Source organism: Streptomyces sp. NPDC026538, from assembly GCF_055567535.1.
The window spans coordinates 395,836-414,353 of record NZ_JBVHQG010000003.1 but is presented as its reverse complement, the minus strand read 5'-3'; the positions used below and the strand labels follow the sequence as shown (position 1 = coordinate 414,353).

The 18,518-nt window shown below is 72.6% G+C and carries 18 protein-coding genes; 7 read left to right on the top strand and 11 right to left on the bottom strand.

Translation table 11 applies throughout. The features are described from left to right. Positions 1-129: 129 nt before the first annotated feature. Positions 130-795 (bottom strand): SDR family NAD(P)-dependent oxidoreductase, encoded by a 666-nt coding sequence (locus tag ACZ4N4_RS14980; protein WP_453568645.1) that lies wholly within the window; start codon positions 793-795, stop codon positions 130-132. Between the two features lie 65 nt (positions 796-860). Beyond that, positions 861-1,538 (bottom strand): DUF4328 domain-containing protein, encoded by a 678-nt coding sequence (locus tag ACZ4N4_RS14975; protein ID WP_467588384.1) that lies wholly within the window; start codon positions 1,536-1,538, stop codon positions 861-863. A gap of 109 nt (positions 1,539-1,647) precedes the next feature. Between ACZ4N4_RS14975 and ACZ4N4_RS14970 the strand changes: the two genes are divergently transcribed. Further along, a complete protein-coding gene (locus ACZ4N4_RS14970; protein ID WP_467588381.1) occupies positions 1,648-1,830 on the top strand; it encodes a hypothetical protein in 183 nt (60 codons plus the stop codon). 171 nt (positions 1,831-2,001) lie between these two features. Further along, the gene (locus ACZ4N4_RS14965; RefSeq protein ID WP_467588379.1) at positions 2,002-3,324 is read left to right on the top strand and encodes a hypothetical protein; all 1,323 of its coding nucleotides are present in this window, start codon (positions 2,002-2,004) and stop codon (positions 3,322-3,324) included. A gap of 25 nt (positions 3,325-3,349) precedes the next feature. On the opposite strand, the gene ACZ4N4_RS14960 is transcribed toward ACZ4N4_RS14965, so the two are convergent. From ACZ4N4_RS14960 to ACZ4N4_RS14945, 4 genes are all read right to left on the bottom strand, one after another. Next, positions 3,350-4,024, bottom strand: coding sequence for a hypothetical protein (locus ACZ4N4_RS14960; protein ID WP_467588377.1), 675 nt, complete (start codon positions 4,022-4,024; stop codon positions 3,350-3,352). 193 nt (positions 4,025-4,217) lie between these two features. After that, entirely contained in the window at positions 4,218-4,637 is a 420-nt protein-coding gene (locus ACZ4N4_RS14955) for a DUF7144 family membrane protein (protein ID WP_453568635.1), read from the bottom strand. Positions 4,638-4,721: 84 nt separating this feature from the next. Further along, a complete protein-coding gene (locus tag ACZ4N4_RS14950; protein ID WP_467588375.1) occupies positions 4,722-5,465 on the bottom strand; it encodes a DUF4232 domain-containing protein in 744 nt (247 codons plus the stop codon). A gap of 192 nt (positions 5,466-5,657) precedes the next feature. Beyond that, positions 5,658-6,398, bottom strand: coding sequence for a DUF6445 family protein (locus tag ACZ4N4_RS14945; RefSeq protein WP_467588372.1), 741 nt, complete (start codon positions 6,396-6,398; stop codon positions 5,658-5,660). A 212-nt stretch (positions 6,399-6,610) separates the two neighbouring features. Here ACZ4N4_RS14945 and ACZ4N4_RS14940 point away from each other — a divergent pair, with 212 nt between their 5' ends. After that, positions 6,611-7,429 carry a DUF4142 domain-containing protein gene (locus tag ACZ4N4_RS14940; RefSeq protein ID WP_467588370.1) on the top strand — a complete coding sequence of 273 codons (819 nt, stop codon included), beginning with the start codon at positions 6,611-6,613 and terminating at the stop codon, positions 7,427-7,429. Here the strand turns inward: ACZ4N4_RS14940 and ACZ4N4_RS14935 are convergent. Next, entirely contained in the window at positions 7,426-9,177 is a 1,752-nt protein-coding gene (locus ACZ4N4_RS14935) for a glycoside hydrolase family 13 protein (protein ID WP_467588367.1), read from the bottom strand. The two genes, ACZ4N4_RS14940 and ACZ4N4_RS14935, sit on opposite strands and share 4 nt — an antisense overlap. Before the next feature lie 181 nt (positions 9,178-9,358). Between ACZ4N4_RS14935 and ACZ4N4_RS14930 the strand changes: the two genes are divergently transcribed. Next, positions 9,359-10,303, top strand: coding sequence for an LAETG motif-containing sortase-dependent surface protein (locus tag ACZ4N4_RS14930; protein ID WP_467588365.1), 945 nt, complete (start codon positions 9,359-9,361; stop codon positions 10,301-10,303). Positions 10,304-10,431: 128 nt separating this feature from the next. Here ACZ4N4_RS14930 and ACZ4N4_RS14925 read toward each other — a convergent pair whose 3' ends face one another. Next, on the bottom strand, positions 10,432-11,421 hold the full coding sequence (locus ACZ4N4_RS14925) for a nucleoside hydrolase (protein ID WP_467588362.1): 990 nt from the start codon (positions 11,419-11,421) through the stop codon (positions 10,432-10,434). 304 nt (positions 11,422-11,725) lie between these two features. Then, positions 11,726-12,616, bottom strand: coding sequence for an SDR family oxidoreductase (locus ACZ4N4_RS14920; protein ID WP_467588359.1), 891 nt, complete (start codon positions 12,614-12,616; stop codon positions 11,726-11,728). Positions 12,617-12,711: 95 nt separating this feature from the next. On the opposite strand from ACZ4N4_RS14920, the gene ACZ4N4_RS14915 reads away from it, so the two are divergent. Further along, the gene (locus ACZ4N4_RS14915) at positions 12,712-13,284 is read left to right on the top strand and encodes a TetR/AcrR family transcriptional regulator (RefSeq protein ID WP_467588356.1); all 573 of its coding nucleotides are present in this window, start codon (positions 12,712-12,714) and stop codon (positions 13,282-13,284) included. A 60-nt stretch (positions 13,285-13,344) separates the two neighbouring features. Here ACZ4N4_RS14915 and thrS read toward each other — a convergent pair whose 3' ends face one another. Next, the gene (gene thrS / locus ACZ4N4_RS14910) at positions 13,345-14,562 is read right to left on the bottom strand and encodes a threonine--tRNA ligase (protein ID WP_467588354.1); all 1,218 of its coding nucleotides are present in this window, start codon (positions 14,560-14,562) and stop codon (positions 13,345-13,347) included. A gap of 308 nt (positions 14,563-14,870) precedes the next feature. On the opposite strand from thrS, the gene ACZ4N4_RS14905 reads away from it, so the two are divergent. Then, the gene (locus tag ACZ4N4_RS14905; protein ID WP_467588351.1) at positions 14,871-16,538 is read left to right on the top strand and encodes a hypothetical protein; all 1,668 of its coding nucleotides are present in this window, start codon (positions 14,871-14,873) and stop codon (positions 16,536-16,538) included. A 143-nt stretch (positions 16,539-16,681) separates the two neighbouring features. Next, a complete protein-coding gene (locus tag ACZ4N4_RS14900) occupies positions 16,682-17,461 on the top strand; it encodes a hypothetical protein (protein ID WP_467588348.1) in 780 nt (259 codons plus the stop codon). A 28-nt stretch (positions 17,462-17,489) separates the two neighbouring features. Here the strand turns inward: ACZ4N4_RS14900 and ACZ4N4_RS14895 are convergent, their stop codons facing one another. Continuing rightward, on the bottom strand, positions 17,490-18,284 hold the full coding sequence (locus tag ACZ4N4_RS14895; RefSeq protein ID WP_467589113.1) for an SDR family NAD(P)-dependent oxidoreductase: 795 nt from the start codon (positions 18,282-18,284) through the stop codon (positions 17,490-17,492). Positions 18,285-18,518: the final 234 nt, after the last annotated feature.

Sequence of the window (18,518 nt, the reverse complement as noted above, 5' to 3'; positions counted from 1 at the left end):
CCCCCTTTAGCCATCGCTGACTCCCTGAGAGGAGCAATCGGGCCGAACACCATATTGACCCACAAATGATGTTCGCGCAGATCGGCCCATCGCGCCCGACGGGGCTACCGTCCGTCCCTCGTGCTACGGCTATCCCTCGAGGTCGTCGGCGTAGTGCCGGAATCCGTGCCGGTCCCGGTGGATCGCCCAGAGCGTGTCGGCGAGCACGGCAGGGTCCTTGCGCGGGTGCCCCGCGACGATGGCCCCGGGAATGATCAGTTGCGCCACATGGATCCCCTCCCCGGCGAGCCGGTCGTGCAGCAGATGCCCGTAGGCACTCTCGGCGGCGAAGGCGATGGAGGTCCCGGCGCGGTCCGGATGCGGGATGACGGCCGTGCCGCCGTTGACGAGGAGGATGGTCCCGCGGCCCAGCTCCCGCATCCCCGGCAGCACCTGCTGCACGGCGGCGACCGGCCCGTACACCGAGAACTCGACCGGCCCGAGCAGATCCGCATGGGTGGTCTCCAGCACGGGCCGCATGAAGTCCCGCTGCGGGACGGGACTGTACTGCAGGACCTCGACGGTCCCGAGTTCCTCGGCGGCCCGTTCCAGCGCACCGGCGAGGGCGAGCGGATCCCGTACGTCGGCGGAGTACCCGCGGGCCTCGACGCCGAGGCCGGAGAGTTCCCCGGCGATTCCGTCGAGCCGCTCCCCGTCCCGGGCGATCAGCGCGACACCGTACCCCTCCTGCCCGAACCGCCTGGCGACGGCGGCCCCCAACCCCGGCCCGGCACCCACGATGGCGACACTGCTCACGACGTGACTCCTGACGGCTGAGGCGGCGAGGACGTACCCAACTCCGTACCGCGCCGCCCCCGACTTCACACGTGCGCCCCGGCCCTCACCTCGACGAACCGCTCGCCCTCGCGCGCCATCTGCACCCGGGTGACGGCCCGCACGACCAACGCGCCCGCGACGGCGGCTCCGACGAGCGCGAGATCGGAGAGCACGAGCGGCCAGACGTTGCCGTAGGAACGGGCGATGAGTTCGTCGGTCGAGTTGCGGTTGATCAGCCCGACCCCGCTCACCAACCCGACCAGCCAGAGCCCCCACCACACATTGACGACCCAGGGCAACCGCTGTCCGGGTGCACTGTCCCGGAACACGTCGGCGATGATCCGGCGCGGAATCCAGAGATTCCCGAGGGGAATGACCCAGCCGACCAGCACCCAGATCCCGCTGTACCGGGGCGCCTGCCCGGACAGGAGCCGCGCGTTGTCGCGCACCCGCCCCAGCCACATCAGGAAGGCGACGGCGATGAGGAACGTCACCACACCCCCGACGGAACTGACGATGTGGTACCCGTTCTCCAGGGAGGTCAGCGGCCGATGCCGGCCGCCGCCCTGGTCCGGCACCCCGCCCGCGGGCGCCCCGGCCCCGGCCAACCGCAGCTCCCACACCGCCCGCACGGCCCAGGCACCACCGGCGAGCAGCAGCCCGGAAGAGGCGACGACCCCGATGGTCCGGACGGGGCTCAGGGAGACTGTTTCTTCACTCACCGGGTCATCCTGGCCCACCGCCGGCAACGGGGACCATGGCTGTTACCACCCTGGAACAGACGGGTTGCGGCATCTGCGCAGGTGGGGGACCGGGCCGGGGGCGACACCGGTGGGGACCGCGCCGGCGGGGACGGCGCGGGTGGTGGTCGTGCCGGTGATGGCCATGCCGGTGATGGCCGTGCCGGTGATGGCCGTGCCGGTGGTGGCCGTGCCGGTGGTGGCCGGCTTCGGGGCCGAGGGCTACTCGTACCGGAGGGCTCGGGCCGGGAAGCATGAGCGGGTGAGCGAGTGACGGGGGCCGCCTCACCCGTACGGCCTTCATGCGCTCGTGGGCGTGGAGGCGCCGGGTGAGAGTGGCAGTGGCCGCGTCCGCCATGGCGGCGCCGATGTCCGGCACGCCCGTGCCCAGCCTTCCGTTCGACGCCGGGCTCGCGGCCCGGTCGTCGGCGAGGAGGAGGCACGGATGGAGGAGGACGACGGCGCACCCGAGGACAGCGGCGCCGAGCGGGCCGAGTTGGAGGAGCTGCGGGGACGGCTGGCAGCTCTGGAGAACGAGCGGGCCCCGCGATCGTCCCGGCCCCGGCACCACGGCAGGTCAATCCTCGGCGCCGTGCTCATCGTCCTCGGCTGCCTCCTCGCCCCGCTGTCCGTCGTGGCCGCGTGGGCCGCCGACGTGGTGGACGACACCGACCGCTACGTCGCCACCGTCGCCCCGCTCGCCTCGAACCCCGCCGTGCAGGACGCCGTCGCCAACCGGGCCACCGACGCACTCATGTCCCGCCTCGACCTGCCCGCCCTGCTCGCCGACGTGACCCCCGCGGACCGGCCCCGGCTGCAACAGGCACTCGGCGGCAAGCTGGGCGGCGCGCTCGAAGGGGCCGTACGCAGCTTCGTCCACGACCAGGCCCGGAAGGTCGCCGCGTCGGACGCCTTCCGAACCGTCTGGACCGACGCCAACCGCCGGATCCACAGCACCCTCGACAAGGCCCTCACCGGCAAGGGCGGCGGCGCGGTCCAGCTGAAGGACGACACCGTCACCCTGGACATCGGTCCCCTCGTGGACCAGGTAAGACAGCGGCTCGTCGACGCGGGCCTGACCCCCGCCGAGCACATTCCCGCCGTGCACGCCGACTTCACCCTCGCGAGGTCCGACCAGATCGACCGGTACAAGACCTACGTACGGATCCTGCAACTCGCGGGCAACTGGCTGCCGGTGCTGGCCCTCCTGCTGATCGCCGCCGGTGTGCTGCTGTCGGTCCGGCGCCGCCGGGCCCTGGTCGCGGGCTGTCTCGGCGTCGCCGTCGCCACCGGGATCCTCGGCGTCGGGCTGAGCGTGTTCCGGGTGATCTATCTGGACCGGCTGCCCGCCGGTGTCTCCCCGGACGCGGCCGCCGCCGTCTACGACGCGCTGGTCCACTTCCTGCGGACCACCGTGCGCATGGTCGTCGCCCTGGCCGTGGTGGTCGCCCTGGGCGCCTGGCTCACCGGGCCGGGCCGGTACGCCGGGCTGGTACGGCGGCTGTGGGCCTCCGGAATCGGCGCGGTCCGCGCCACCGCCGGCCACGCCGGCCTGCGCACCGGCCCGGCCGGCCCGTTCGTACGCCGCCACCGCACCTGGATCAGCTGGCTCCTGGTCGCCGTGGCGCTACTGGTCTACCTGCTGTGGTCCTACCCCACCGGCTGGGTGGTGATCGGCATCGCCCTGTGCCTGCTGTTCGCACTGGCGGTGGTGGAGTTCCTGGCGGCAGAAAACCCGGGCACCGAGCAGCTCACCCGACCGGCATGAGCGGACGGGTGCACGCAGGCAAGCGCTATTCCTCCGGCGGCTGGGCCTCCATCAGTCGTTCCGCGATGTCGTCCGCCCAGGTCTGGGCCCACTGGCGGAGGGCCGTGACGGCCTCGTCGTCCAGGCCGTACGCGGTGAACTCCCTGTCGTCCATCCAGTCGGTGCCGGTCAGGCGGGACTGGAGGTCGGTGAGGTCGAAGGTGTCGCGGGCGTGGCGGCGGCCGAGGTCCTCGAGTTCGGGCAGGCTCCAGCGGTCCGCGGCCGCGTGCACGACGAGGAGGTCGCGGGGCAGGCCGCGGTCGGTCAGCGCCCAGACCCGCATGCCGACCGTGTCCTCGAGGGAGAGGGTGAGGCCGAGTTCCGTCCGGACCGGCGGCTGCCAGAGGGCCTCCTTGAGGAGGTCGACCTCGCCGGCCTCCTCCGACACCGCGTCGGTGACGATGAGTTGGGCGGAGAGCGGGTCCGTCTCGCGTCTGCGCACGTGCCAGCCGTGGTCGCGAAGGACCGCGGCGACCGTCTCGGCGATCGTCCGCATCGGCGCCGGGTGCTGGGTGGCGGCCTCCACCGTGCGGCCGGGACGGTCGAACAGGCCGTGGGCCAGGGCCGCGTAGTCACCGGTCAGGGCCAGGGGGTACGCGGCGCCGGCCGACAACAGGTCGGGCAGCAGACGGCGGTGGAGTTCGGGGAGGTCAACGTTCACGGGGCGGCCGGTGAGTGGTGCGGGGGGCGGGCGGCCGAGGGGGGTGCCATGGGGGGATTATCGCTGGTGGGGCGGGACACGGGTGCCACGACTCCGCGTACGGTGTCGCGAGTCCAGGTGCAGTGCCGTGCCGCGGCATCGCCCGGCGCCGACAGCCCCACCGGCCACACCGGTTTCGGCTGCGGCCCGGAGGTCAGGCGGGCTCCGGCCTGTACACGGCCAGCGCCCAGATCACGAAGAAGTCGATGCCGATCATGATGAGCGCCCAGATGGGGGCGTAGGGCAGGAAGAGGAACTGGGCGACCATGCTCAGCGCGGCCAGGAAGATGCCGACCACGCGGGCCCAGCCGGGGGCGCCCTTGAGGAGCGCGGCGCCCGCGATGACCCCGAGCGCGCCCAGGATCACCAGGATCCAGCCCCAGCCGGTGAGGCTGATCTTGTAGACGTAGTCGTGGACCCGTGCGTACACGTCGTCGGTGGCGATCGCGGAGATGCCCTGCAGGATGGCGAAGATGCCGTTCATCAGCAGGAGGACCCCGGCGAAGACGACTCCGCCGGTGGTCCAGCCGCTGCTCGGCGCCGGTGCCGGTGCCGGATGCGTCTGCTGTGTCATGGGTACGACGATCCGGCCGCCCTCGGCCCCTCACCACGGGAGTTACTCCGAACGGGTGAACCCGGGGTCCCGGGTCCCCGATCGTCACTTACCGACCGGGCCGACGTACGTCCCCGGGTGGGTCGCACCGTCCTGGAGCACCACGGCGCCGCCGCGCCACGGCAGGTCGTACGAGGTGCGCTGGTCCGGCGCGGTGATGACGACCGTGGTCGGCCTGAACGCGGTGGAGTCGCTCTGGTCCGACGCCAGGTAGGTGATGGTGAAGTGGGCGGAGTCGCCGCTCGCCAGGGTGACCCGCTGCGGGGTGGCGTCGGTGCGCCGCAGCGACCACTGCTGACCGCTGTTGACCAGATCGACGCCCGGGAAGCCGTAGAGCGTGCAGGAGTGGCCACTCTTGTTGGTGAGCGCCACGACGGCGTGCTTCTGGCCGCTGCCGCTGCCGGTGTCCGCCCAGGAGTAGCCGAGCCCGGAGGCCTGGCAGGCGGCCACCGAGCCGCCGGCGGCGGAACCGCCCGAGCCGGACGAGCCACCCGAGGTGGCGGAGCCCGTGCTCCCGCCCGTGCCGCTCCCCGAACCGCTGTTCCCGGCCGGCGTGGCCCCGGACCCGGAACCGCCTGAGCCCGTGGAGCCCGTGGAGCCGGTCGAGCCGCCGGAGCCCGTGGAGCCGCCGGTGCCGGCCGCGTCGCCCGCCGCCGGAGCCGCCGTACCGCCGTCGGAGGTGACGGAGCCGGTCGCGGTGCCGTTGCACGCGGTCAGCAGGGCCATCAGCGCGGCGGCGCCGGTCAGTGCGGCGGCGGTCTTGCGGAGGTTGCGGCGGCGGTTCGACATGGGGTCCCCCAGCGGTGGTGTTCTCCCCGGCTCTCTGCCGGACACCTCTTTCGATGCGGCCCCGGGTGGGGAAGTTCGGGGCCCGCCGTCACGGGACCGTCGTGGTCGTGTCACGCCCGCCGTTACAGAATCCGGTACCGAATCCCGTACCGAATCCCGTACCGGATCCGGCGGCTCAACTCCCCTGTGCCATCAGGCCATCCAGAAGAACACCGCCGTCATCCGCTTCTCCTCCAGCGTCTTGCCGGCGTAACCGGTGGCGCTGTGCACGAGGTTGGCGTTGTAGAGGAGCAGTCGGTTGTACCGGTGCGGGACGCGGACGTCCTCCTCGAAGTGGTCGCCCGGGACGAACCGGGTCCCCAGCGCATCGACCAGGTTGTTGTGCGGGGCCTGGACGATGTTGCCGCCTAGCCGGCCGCCGGGCAGCGACTGGCGGTAGAAGGCGGTGCCGCAGTCCTTGGCGACACCGGGGTTGAGATACAGCACCGCCGCGTACCGGCACAGCGCCCGTGAGTCGGTGTGCGGGCGCGGCTCGCTCTCGCCCTCACCGACGACCTGGACGCAGTTGTGGTTGAGGGTGCCGCCGCCCGGCGCCTGCTGCACCCACAGTTTCCCGGCGCCGGTCGCCTGCTTCACCAGGCCTTCCACGACGGCGAGTTCGGCGGGTTCGAGGCCGGGCATGGTGCGCAGTCCGGGCCAGGTCTCCGAGGTGTACGGGTATCCCTGGACCCAGTCGTCCTTGGCCAGGCAGCGCTCCCGTACGGCGTCCACGTCCGGCAGGACGTCGTCGAACACCCAGTAGTCACGGCCCTTGGTGGGCTTGCGGTAGGGCAGGACGGGCAGCGCGGCGGGGCCCCGGCCGGGTCCGCTGCCGGGACCACGACCGGGAGCGGCGCCGTGCGGAAGGCGCGGGAAAGGGGAGTGTGGGGGCATGCGGCGAAGCTAGTCCGCGGCTTTGTCATGGCCACACCCGCCAGAGGAACTCATCGCCTTCCCGTGGCCAAGACATGAGAAGACGGCGCCCCGGGCAGAGCAATACCTCACAAGTTCTTTGCCAAACCAAAAGGTTTCCGGCGCTCCGCCCTCCGTATTCACCGTCGACCGACCCGCCCCTGCGCGGGACCACTGACCGGCAGGAGGCACCGGTGCGCTTTTCGCGGAACGCGACGGGCACGCTCTTCGTGGGCGGAGCCCTGAGCCTGACCCTCGTGGCGCTGGCCTACCCGAGCATGCTGGGCGTGAACACCGTGTCCAGCGACACGACCCGCGTCATCGCCAACACCCAGTGGGGGCCCCTGACCGAAGGCGACCGTGACTTCGTGGTGAAGGTGCGCGCAGCCGGGCTGTGGGAGTACCCCGTGGGCCAGCTCGGCCTGAAGAAGGGCCAGAGCCAGGCGGTCATCACCGCGAGCAAGCACCTGATCGACGGCCACGCGGCGCTGGACGCCAGCTGCCGCAAGATCGCGCCCATGCTCAACATCACCATCCCGAACCTGCCCTCTCCGCAGCAGCAGGGGTTCGTCAACACCCTGACCGCGGACAGCGGCAAGAAGTTCGACACGGATTTCGCCAACATCCTGCGGGTCACGCACGGTTCGATCTTCAACACGATCGCCAAGATCCGCTCCACGACGCGGAACACCCTGGTGCGGATCCTGGCCGACCAGGCCAACGCCACGGTCCTCGACCACATCACGGTGATGGAGCAGACCGGCCTGGTCGACTTCCCGTCGGTCCTCTTCCAGGAGACGACCCCACCGAAGCTGCCCGCCACCGACCTGACGCCGCCGCCCCCGGACGGGGGCCAGCCGCAGGTCGTCCTCACCCCGCCGGTCAACAGCACGACCAGCCCGCCGGCGCTGCCCGGCGAGAACGGCTTCACGGGCAGCGGTGCCGGCGTCGGCACCGGCAACGCCGATGGCAATGCCGGCGCCTCCCCGACCCCCAACCCCACCGCCGGCTAGGCGCCCAGCCACACCGTGGTGTCGGGCGGCAGCGTGCCGTCAAGCGGCAGCGGCACGCTGGCCAGCAGCACTTCGCCCGGCGGCAGCGGCACCGGCGCGTCCGTCACGTTCGTGACGCACCGCCAGCCCTCCGACCGGGCGAAGTGCAGCACCCCGCCGGGCGCCTCGGCCCAGGTCAGCGTCTCGCCCTCGATCAGTTTGCGGCGCAGCCGCAGCGCGGTGCGGTAGAGCTCCAGCGTGGAGCCCGCCGTACCGGCCTGCGCCTCGACGGCGTACGACGCGAACCATTCCGGCTGCGGCAGCCAGGCACCGCCCGGCCCGAAGCCGTACGACGGCCCGCTCGCCGTCCACGGCAGTGGCACCCGGCAGCCGTCGCGGCCCTTGCGGGCATGGCCCGTCTGTTCCCAGACCGGGTCCTGGAGGACGGCCGCGGGCAGGTCGGCGGCCTCGGGCAGACCGAGTTCCTCCCCCTGGTAGACGTACGACGATCCGGGCAGCGCCAGCATCAGCAGGGTGGCGGCGCGGGCCCGGCGGAGGCCATGCGGAGCATCGATCTCCGGCGCCCGGCCGCCGGACAGCAGCCAGGCGTTCTCGTCGGTGCCTGGCGGCAGCATCAGCCGGGAGGCGTGCCGTACGACGTCGTGGTTGGAGAGCACCCAGGTGGCGGAGGCACCGGCCGCACGGGCGGTGGCGAGGGAGCCGGTGATGACCTCACGGAGCGCGGCGGCGTCCCAAGGGGTCTGGAGGTACTCGAAGTTGAAGGCCTGGCCCAGTTCGTCGGGGCGGGCGTACAGGGCGCGGCGGGCGCCGGGCACCCAGGCCTCGGCGACGGCCGTGCGGGGCGGGGTGTAGGCGTCCAAGATCTTGCGCCAGTCCCGGAAGATCTCGTGCACCTCGTCGCGGTCCCAGTAGGGGTGCGTGCCGGGCGGCACCCGCTCCAGCGCCTGCTCGCCGGTCGCGCCGAACTCCGCCACGTCCCGCAGCGGCTCGGCGAGGTCCTTCACCAGGGCGTGCGCCACGTCGATCCGGAAGCCGTCGACGCCCCGGTCGGACCAGAAGCGCAGGGTGGTGCGGAAGTCGGCGCGGACCTCCTCGTGCGCCCAGTTCAGGTCGGGCTGCTCGGGGGCGAAGAGGTGCAGGTACCACTCACCGTCCGGGACCCGGCGCCAGGCGCTGCCGCCGAACACCGACTGCCAGTCGGAGGGCGGGCGTTCGCCGTGCTCGCCGCGGCCGGGCCGGAAGACGTAGCGGTCGCGGGCAGCCGAACCGGGGCCCGCGAGCAGGGCCTCCTGGAACCAGGGGTGCAGATGCGAGGTGTGGTTCGGGACGATGTCGACGATCACCTTCAGACCCAGCCGGTGCGCCTCGGCGACCATCACGTCGAAGTCGTCCAGGGTGCCCAGGCGCGGGTCGACGTCCCGGTAGTCCGCGACGTCGTAGCCGCCGTCGGCGAGTTCGGACGGGTAGAACGGGCTGAGCCACAGGGCGTCCACGCCGAGCGCGCCCAGATGGGACAGCCGCTCGGTGACGCCCCGGAGGTCACCGTGCCCGTCGCCGTCCGCGTCGGCGAAGCTGCGCGGATACACCTGGTAGATCACGGCCTGGCGCCACCAGTCGGGGTTCCGGGAGGAGAGGTCGACCACGCGCGTTCCTTTCGGGCGGGACGGAATTCGAGCGGGGGGAAACCGAGAACAAGTCTGTCCATAATGCCGAGAAAGCGAACCTTCACACCGCACGGAGCTGATCATTCCCTGTGTGTAGGAGTTGTGATGAGCCCCGAACGCCTCTTGCTTACACGCAGGTTGACAGGGTTCGGCACGTCCCACGACCATGGGCGCACACCGTGGCGCATGCGATCAATGAGCCTGGTGTTTCTTCGCTTTCCGCAGCCTCCGCTGCCCTCCTCGCGAGATCCACGATGGGATATCCATGTCCATAACCAGACATGTCACCGCGCACCGCCTGCTGGGGACGGGCCTCGCGTCGTTCGCCCTGTGTGCCGCCTCCGTCGCCGGGGCGTCCGGCGCCTTCGCGCACGGCACCCCCGGCGGTGACGGCTGGAAGTCCGGCGGCCACTACAGCCCCGGTACGGGCGCCGGCACGGAGACCGGCACCGACAAGTGCCAGTTCTCGGTCGACGGCGTGAACTTCTTCGACTCGGTGAAGGTCGACGACCAGAACCTGAAGGTCACCGACGACGGCAAGGTCCACATCAAGGTGCGCGCCGCCGCCGACGCCGCGAGCTGCACCGCCTCGCTCGCCTCCTACCTGGCCCACGGCGCCACCTTCGCCACCTCGGGCGAGCAGATCTTCGTCGACTTCGACTCGGTGACGGTCAAGCAGGGCCAGACCGACTCCCTCGACATCGCGGTCCCGGACGCCGGCTGCTTCGCGCAGATCGACCTCTACCGGGGCGCGGTCAAGTTCGACGGCGAGAAGGACGCGAACGACGGCTTCGAGCACGGCGACCTGCCGGCCGGCCCGGACCACGCGGTCATCAAGGACAAGCTGATCGCGTCCTGGAACGGCGGTACGAAGGACTGCGCGACCGGCGAGTCCTCCTCCCCGTCGCCGACCCCGTCGCCCTCCGCCTCGGAGTCGACCCCGGCCGAGGAGAGCACGCCGCCGGCCGCACAGACCCCGTCGCCCTCGCAGAACGAGTCGACCGGCACGGCCACCCCGTCGGCCTCCGCCTCCGAGTCGACGACCGCCCCCGCGCCGGCCCCGAGCACCGACTCCGGCGGTGGCGGCGACCTGGCCCACACCGGCGCCAGCTCCACCACCCCGCTCCTCGCCGGCGGCGCGGCCGTACTGCTGGCCGGCGGTGCCGCGATCGTCGTCGTCACGCGACGCCGCAAGGCGACCCGCGCCTGACCCGAGGCCCCGCGCACCCCGCGACGCACGTACGCCCCGGCCGCCTTGAGCGGCTGGGGCGTACCTGTGCGGACGGGGCTCAGCAGTTCTTGACGTGCCGGACGAGACCCCGGTTGCAGGGGTGGTGCCTACCGCCCACCGCCGCCTTCGGCCCAGTCGGTGACGACCGTCTCCAGATACAGCTTCACGTACCGGGCCACGTCCACGTCGAGTGCCACGTCCACCATGGCCCGTTCCCGGCCACCGCCGTGGATCTCGGCCTCGCCCGGGCGGGGTCGGCGGTCGACGACGGTCTGGCCGCGGGTCGGTCCCGGGACCAGGGAGACCTCGACCGGGAGGTGCCAGGTGGTCAGACCGGCCGGGTCGGCGACGGCACAGACCGCGCCGGCGTCGCCGAGGCCGCCGGATGGGTCGTCGCCGTCCGGGTCCGGGGCGGCGGGCCGGTGCGCGAGCAGGTCACCGGCGAGCCGGGCGCCTGGTTCCGCACTCGCGCGCAGCCTCCGCACGTCCGCGCCCGGCACCACGACCCGCTGGAAGACGTCCAGGCCGTACATGGTGATCGGCACTCCGGCGGTGAGCAGGATCGCGGCGGCCTCCGGGTCGTGCCAGACGTTGAACTCGGCGACCGGCGTGGCGTTCCCGGTGGCGACCGCGCCGCCCATGAAGACGATCCGCTCGATGTTGCGGGTGACCTCGGGGTGGGTGCGCAGCAGCAGGGCGATGTTGGTGAGCGGCGCGGTCGGGACGAGGGTGACCGGGCGGGGCGAGGCGAGGATCTCGCGGCGGAGCAGGGTGACGGCGTCGACGTCGGCGGGGCGGCGGGTGGGCGCGGGCAGCCCCAGGTCGCCCATGCCGTCCGTGCCGTGCACGTGCCTGGCCGACCGGGCCGCCTCGACGAGCGGCCGCTCGGCCCCCCGCGCCACGGGAACGTCCCCGGCCCCAGCCCGCTCCAGCACGGTCAGCGTGTTCCGGACCACCCCGTCCACGTCGGTGTTCCCGGCCACACAGGTCACCGCCCGCAGGTCGATCCCCGGGTGCCGCACGGCGAACAACAGGGCGAGGGCGTCGTCGACACCGGTGTCGCAGTCGATGATCACGGGGATGGGCTGAGCGGGCACGGGGGGCTCCTTCCGTCGGCCCGACTCTATGCGCCGACCAGAACACCCGAACGAACGGCACGACAGCCGGGACAGGAGACGCCGGAAACTCCCCGACCGGCGGGAGGACAGCCGACCTCGGAGACGCCGGAAACTCCCCACCCAGAGGCAGGACAGCCGACCGGAAAGGGCACCCGGAACTCCCCGACCAACGGCAGGACAGCCGACCTGAAGGGGCAGGGGCCTGTGCCCTGGTGCGGCTCCGCCGCGCGGGCGCGACCAGCCCCACGGCGCCACACCGCCTCACGGGCAGTCCCCCCAAAAATCATTCGCCCTTGAAGTAGTGCCCCTCCTCAAGATCCCCGATCAGCCCCACCTCGACCGGCTCCCACCCCAGCAACTCCCGCGTCCGCGCACCGTTCACCGGCACGTCCATCGAGATCAGCGCCCCGAAGAACCCGAAGTGCCCGGCGACCCGCTCCTCCGGCACCCTTTCCACCGGCACCCCCAGCCGCCCCCCGATCACCTCGGCGATCTCCCGCACCGTGACCCCCTCGTCGGCCACCGCATGCAACTCCGCTCCCGCCGGCGCCTTCTCCAGTGCCAGCCGGTACAGCCGGGCGAGATCCAGCGTGTGGACGCCGGACCACCGGTTCCCGCCGTCCCCGGCGTATCCGGAGATCCCCGTGGCCCGCGCGATCCCGATCAGTATCGGCAGGAACCCGCCCCGGTCACGCGTGCTGTGCACGACCGGCGGAATCCCGACGACCACCGTGCGCACCCCCTGTCCGGCCAGCTCACCGAGCAACTCCCGGGTGGCGGACCGGGGATTCGCGTTGACCGTCTTCTCGATGTGCCCGTTGCCGTCACCCCGCCCCATACCGATCCCGACGAGGGTTTTGCCGGTGCCGGCGAGCGCCTCGCCGAACGCCCGCGTCACCACCAGGTCGGTGGCCGCGGCACCGGCCATGTCGCCGGCGGCCATGGCCGCGTGGTCGAAGGCGAGATGGACGACGGCGTCGGCTTCCCGCGCGGCCGCCCGCAGCCCGTCCAGGTCCGTGAGGTCACCGCGGCGGACCTCGGCGCCCAGTGCCGTGACGGCCGCGGCGGAGTCGTCGGAGCGGGCGAGGCCGACGACCTCGTGCCCGGCCCGGAGCAGTTCGGGGATGACGGCGGAGGCGATGTGACCGCTGGCGCCGGTGACGAAGACACGCATGACAGCTCTCCCGAGAACGAGAAGAAGGTGATGTGACTCGGTACCGTCACCGTAGCACTGTGACGGTACCGAGTCACATCACCTAAGCTGTGCCCATGGCTCGATGGGAACCGAACGCACGGCAGCGACTCGTGCAGGCCGCGATCGACCTGTTCGGCGAGCAGGGTTACGACAGCACCACCGTCGCCCAGATCGCCGAGCGGGCCGGACTGACCAAGACGACCTTCTTCCGGCACTTCCCGGACAAGCGCGAGGTGCTGTTCGCGGGGCAGGAACTGCACGGCCGCCTCCTCACGGAGGGCGTGGAGGCCGCGCCGGCCGCCGCGACCCCGCTGGAGGCGGTCGCCGCGGCCCTGGAGGCCCTGACCGCCTCCTTCACTCCGGAGCAGCGCGCGTTCGGCCCCCGCCTGAGCGAGGTCATCGCCGGTCACAGCGAGCTGCGGGAGCGCCTGGCCTTCAAGGAGCTCAACCTCGCGGCCACCCTGACCGACGCCCTCCGCCGCCGCGGCGTGCCCGACCCGACCGCGGGCCTCGCCGCCGACCTCGGCATCCGCGCGTTCGCCACGGCCTTCGCCCAGTGGATCACCCCGGCGAACGACCGCCCCTTCCCCGACCTGGCCCACGACGCCCTCACCGAACTCCGCGAAGCGGCGGCCGCCCTCACCTGACGGCCGCCCTCACCGGCCACCCCGCCACCCGGCCCGTCAGTCGCCCCGCCACCCGGTCCGTCAGTCCTCCCACAGTCCGGCCCCCCGCCCCGCCACCCGCGCCCCGATCCGCCGCACCAGCTCCGCCGCGGGCAACGCGCCCACCCGGCGCCCGTCCCGCAGCCGTACGGCCGCGAGCCCCGCCTCGGCCTCCCGCGCGCCGATCACCGCCTGGTACGGCACGAGCCGGCCGCCGCGCACTCGCGCGCCCAGACTCCCCTGCCCGGGACCGGCGACCTCGGCCCGCAGGCCGCCCGCGACCGCAGCATCGACCAGCGCCTCGGCCTGCTCCGACTGCGCCTCGGCGACCGGCAGGACGAGCAGCTGCACCGGCGCCAGCCAGACCGGGAAGGCCCCGCCGTGCACCTCCAGAAGATGCGCGACGGCCCGCTCCACGCTCCCGATGACGCTCCGGTGCACCATCACCGGCCGGTGCCTGCCGCCGTCCGCCCCGACGTACCGCAGATCGAACCGCTCCGGCTGGTGGAAGTCGATCTGCACGGTGGACAGGGTCGACTCCCGCCCCGCCGGGTCCGCGATCTGTACGTCGATCTTCGGGCCGTAGAACGCGGCCTCCCCCTCGGCCTCCTCGTACGCCACGCCCGCCCCGTACAGGACCTCCCGCAACAGGACGGTGGCCCGGCGCCACAACTCCGGGTCGGCGACGTACTTTCCGCCGTCGCCGGGCAGCGAGAGCCGGTGCCGTACGGCGCTGATGCCGAGGTCGGCATAGGCGCGGGCGATCAGCTCCAGGGCGGCGCGGGCCTCTTCGACGGCCTGATCGAGGGTGCAGAAGATGTGCGCGTCGTTGAGCTGGATGGCCCGTACCCGGGTGAGGCCGCCGAGGACACCGGACAGCTCGGCGCGGTACATGCCCCCCAACTCGGCGATCCGCACCGGTAGTTCCCGGTAACTGCGCGCCCGGGACCGGTAGATCAGGGCGTGATGCGGACACAGACTCGGCCGCAGCACGACCTCCTCCGCCCCCACCCGCATGGCCGGGTACATGTCCTCGCGGTAGTGCGCCCAGTGCCCGGAGATCTCGTACAGCTCGCGTTTGCCGAGGACGGGCGAGTACACATGCCGGTACCCGGCCCGGCGCTCCGCGTCCCGGACGTACTCCTCCAGGGTGTGCCGCACGACCGCGCCGTCGGGCAGCCAGTAGGGCAGGCCCGCGCCCATCAGCGGATCGGTGTCGAACAGGTCGAGTTCACGGCCGAGTCGGCGGTGGTCGTGCATGGCGGATCTCCTCCGTCAGGGAGGCGGACGACCCGCGACACGGCAGAGCCCCGGGGCGTTCGCCCCGGGGCTTCGGACAGGTCAGGTGTCAGCGCGCCGGGACGGTCTCCGGCGTCGTCGTGGAGAACGGACACGGCTGGGCGCGCTTCATGCGGTCCACGGTAACGAGCGGGGCGGCCGACGGGCCACGGGTTATCGGCTGCTTCGACGGGTCGGCCCCGGCCGGCGACCGCACCGACGTCACGCATTCGTCACAACTCCCTCACGTGATCCGATCGTCTGACTGACGGCGGGTCATGATCGGTCGTATGACGAAGACTTCGGCGCCGAGGAACCTGACCGCGGCCCTCACCGCCGCGCTCCTCGCCGGGACCGCGGCTACGGTCGCGGCCCCCTCCGCGGCGGCCGCGACGGTGCCCGGCTGTTCCTCGACCGCCGACTCCACCAACCAGAAGGCCGACATCCACAGTCTGGCGGACCACCGCGGCGTGGTGGTCCTCAAGCTGGACACCAGCGTGAACAGCCTCCCCACCGAGCTGCACGTCGGCTCGTGGACCATGCCGGTCAGCTGGGTGCCCACCGGTACCGCGAACACCTGGCAGACCGACGGGCCGATCCACCTGGACGCCTACGGCACGTGGGCCGCCTACGTCGACGCGCCGCTCATCCACTACCCGGGTCTGTCCACGGAGCTGTACGGCCTGGTGGACTACACACTCCAGCCGGTCGTCCAGACGGCCCGCACCGACCGGGCCGCGTCCGACACCGACCACCGGACAGTGACCGTCTCCGGCACGGTGCTCGGCCGCGATCCCTACACCGGGCAACTGCGGCCGTACGCGGGGCTGGCGACCGTGAAATGGATGTCCGAGACCGAGCGGGATCCCAGGACGACGGATGCCCCGCTGGCCGCCGACGGCACCTTCAGCCAGGCGATCACCGTGGCGGGCGGCGCCTGGATCTCGGTGACCGCCAACCCGGGCACCGACCCGGCCGCGCACGTCGCGGGCACCGCCGCCTGCACGCTGGCGCCCGACCTCGCCAGGATCGACGGCGCGGTCGGCATCGGCGCCAGGACGTCCGCCTCCCCGGCGCGCTCCGGCGCCACGGTCACGCTGTCCGGCAAGGCGACCTGGACCGAGCAGGTCAGCCCGTACACCGTGCATCCCCTGGCGGGCCGCACGATCCAGGTGAGCTACGCCGACGGGGGCGCCGCTCCGGCGGTCACCACCACCGCGGTGACCGGCGCCGACGGCTCGTACAGCGTGAAGGTCACCGTCACTCGTCCGGGCTCCTTCTCGCTCGGCACGTCCGCGGAAGCCCCGTACCTGAGCAACGCCTGGGCCGATGTCACCCAGCAGGTCCAGATGCCGCTGTCGATCACGGGCTTCAAGGCCACGCTGGGCGCCGACCACGAGGTCACCGCCTCCGGCAAGCTGGCCGCGACCGTGAGCCGTTCGCCCGGTCTGGGCGGCCAGTCCGTGGACCTGGAGTACTCGGCCGACGGACACACCGGGTGGACCCGCGTGGCCACCGGCAAGGCCAAGGCCGACGGCTCCTTCACGATCGGCGCGAGCAACCGTGCCTCCGGCTGGTACCGGGCGCACCACCGCGCTTCCACGACCTACCAGGACCAGGTCACCACCGCGGTCAAGAAGTCCCGGACCGCCAGCCGGATCACCACGCTGAAGATCACCCCGCAGCCGGTGGCCAAGGGCAAGACCCTCACCGTGACGGGGGTTCTGCAGCACCACACCACGGCCTGGAAGGCGTACGGCGGTCAGCGGGTCACCGTCCTGTTCCGGGCGACCGGCACCACCACCTGGAAGACCGTGACCACGGCGGCCACCAACAGCACCGGCCACTTCACGGCCAAGCCGAAGGCGACCCGCGACGGCACCTGGGTGCTCGACTACGCGGGCAACAGCACCCACTTCGCCACCCGGTCGGCACAGGACTTCGTGGACGTCCACTGACCCGGCGACGCCGGTGACCGCCCGGGGGAGCCACCCGCACCGTGGGACTCACCCGGACGGACCGGAGCGGTGGTAGGCGGGCGTCAGTGGTGATGGCGTGATCTCACGCGTCCACCGCTCCTGTTCCCGGGGAGGCCCCCGCCATGAGAGTCATCGCCTCCGGTCTTGCCGTGGCCGGCCTGCTCGCCGTCTCCGCCTGTACGGCCGGCCGGGCGCCGGAGGCGTCCGCCGCGGGCGCCTCCCCGGCGGCGAACGCGACCGCCGCCGAGCGTCCGGCCCCCGCCAGCCCGGCCGCCTCGCCCGGCATCCCGGCGCTCACCCCCGACCAGGCCCAGGCCGCGCTGGTCGAGGAGGGCGACCTCGGGGTGCCGTGGACGGCGGGCGAGTCCACCGCCACCTGGCACGACGGGCTGCTCAAGGCCGTCACCGGGCAGCCCGACTGCCAGCGCCTGCTCGACGCCCTGTACGCCGACGAACTGCTCGAACCGGCCGGCCCGCACGCCGTCACCGTCCTCGACGACGGTGACGACAACGCCCAGCTCCGCTACCAGGTCTACGCGAGCCGTGCCGCCGACGTGGACCGGACCCTGGCCTGGCTGCGGGCGGTGCCCGGCGTCTGCGGGCGGTTCGCCGCGCAGACCACCTCGGCCGGGACCGAGACCGTCCAGGTCGCCGACTCCGGGCTGGCGGCCTTCGGCGAGGCCCGGCAGGGGCTGCGGGTCACCCTCACCGCGCAGCCCTCGCCGAGCGACGACCCCACCACCCTCACCGTCGACATCGCCGTCGTCCGCGTCGGCGACGACGCGATCGTCCTCACCGCCGGCGCTCTCGGCACCCTCCCGGCGCACACCACCGAACAGACCCTCGACGTCGGCGTCCAACGCCTCGCCCAGGTGCGGGAACAGGGCCGGGCACAGGCGTAGAGCCCGCCCTGGACCCCGGCCCCCGCCGTCAGGGGAGGATCGAGTCGACGCAACCGCCGTCCACCCGCAGGGCGCCCCCGGTCGTGGCCGATGCCTGCTCGGAGCTGAGGTAGACGACCATGTGGGCGATCTCCTCCGGCTCGATCAGCCGTTGCAGCAGGGACTGCGGCCGGTACTCACGCATGAAGGTGCGCTGCGCCTCCTCCCACGGCAGATCCCGGTCCACGAGTCCGTATACGAAGTCCTCGACGCCGCCGGTGTGGGTGGGGCCCGCGATGACCGAGTTCACCGTCACGCCCGTGCCGGCCGCCTTCTTGGCGAACCCGCGGCTCACCGCCAGCAGCGCGGTCTTCGACATCCCGTAATGGATCATCTCGGCCGGGATGACCACCGCCGAGTCGCTGGCGATGTACTGCACGCGCCCCCAGCCGCGTTCGGTCATACCCGGCAGGTACAGCCGTGTCAGGCGTACCGCGGCGAGCACGTTGACCTCGAAGTAGCGCCGCCATTCGTCGTCGCTGAGCTCCAGCGGGTCGGCGGCCCCGAAGACACCCAGGTTGTTGACGAGGATGTCCACCTGGGGCAGCAGCTCCGTCGCCCGGGCCGCGCCCTCGTCGGTGGAGACGTCGGCGGCCACGGACACCAGGTCGGCGCCGGGGGCCTGCTCGGCCAGGGCCCGCACGCTGTCGGCCACCCGGCGTTCGTCACGGCCGTTGACACCCACGCGGGCGCCGGCCCGGGCGAGCCCCACGGCGATGGCCGCACCGATCCCCTGGGTGGAGCCGGTGACCAGTGCGGTGCGTCCTGTCAGATCGATATGCATGGGCGGGAGGGTTCCCTTCGTCCATCTGCGAATGCCAGGGTTCGTGGGCCGGTGCCTACGGATGCCACCGTCCGTCATGAGGGGCGGCACGACCCGGTCACGTGAGCCGAACGGGCTACGGCGTCTCGTAGGGGTCCGACGGCTGCCGCACCGTCTTCGCCGACCTCGCATGAACCGGCCGACCGGGAAGTCGGAGCCCGCGCTGGCCTGGGCGCCCAGGTCGACCCGGCCGCG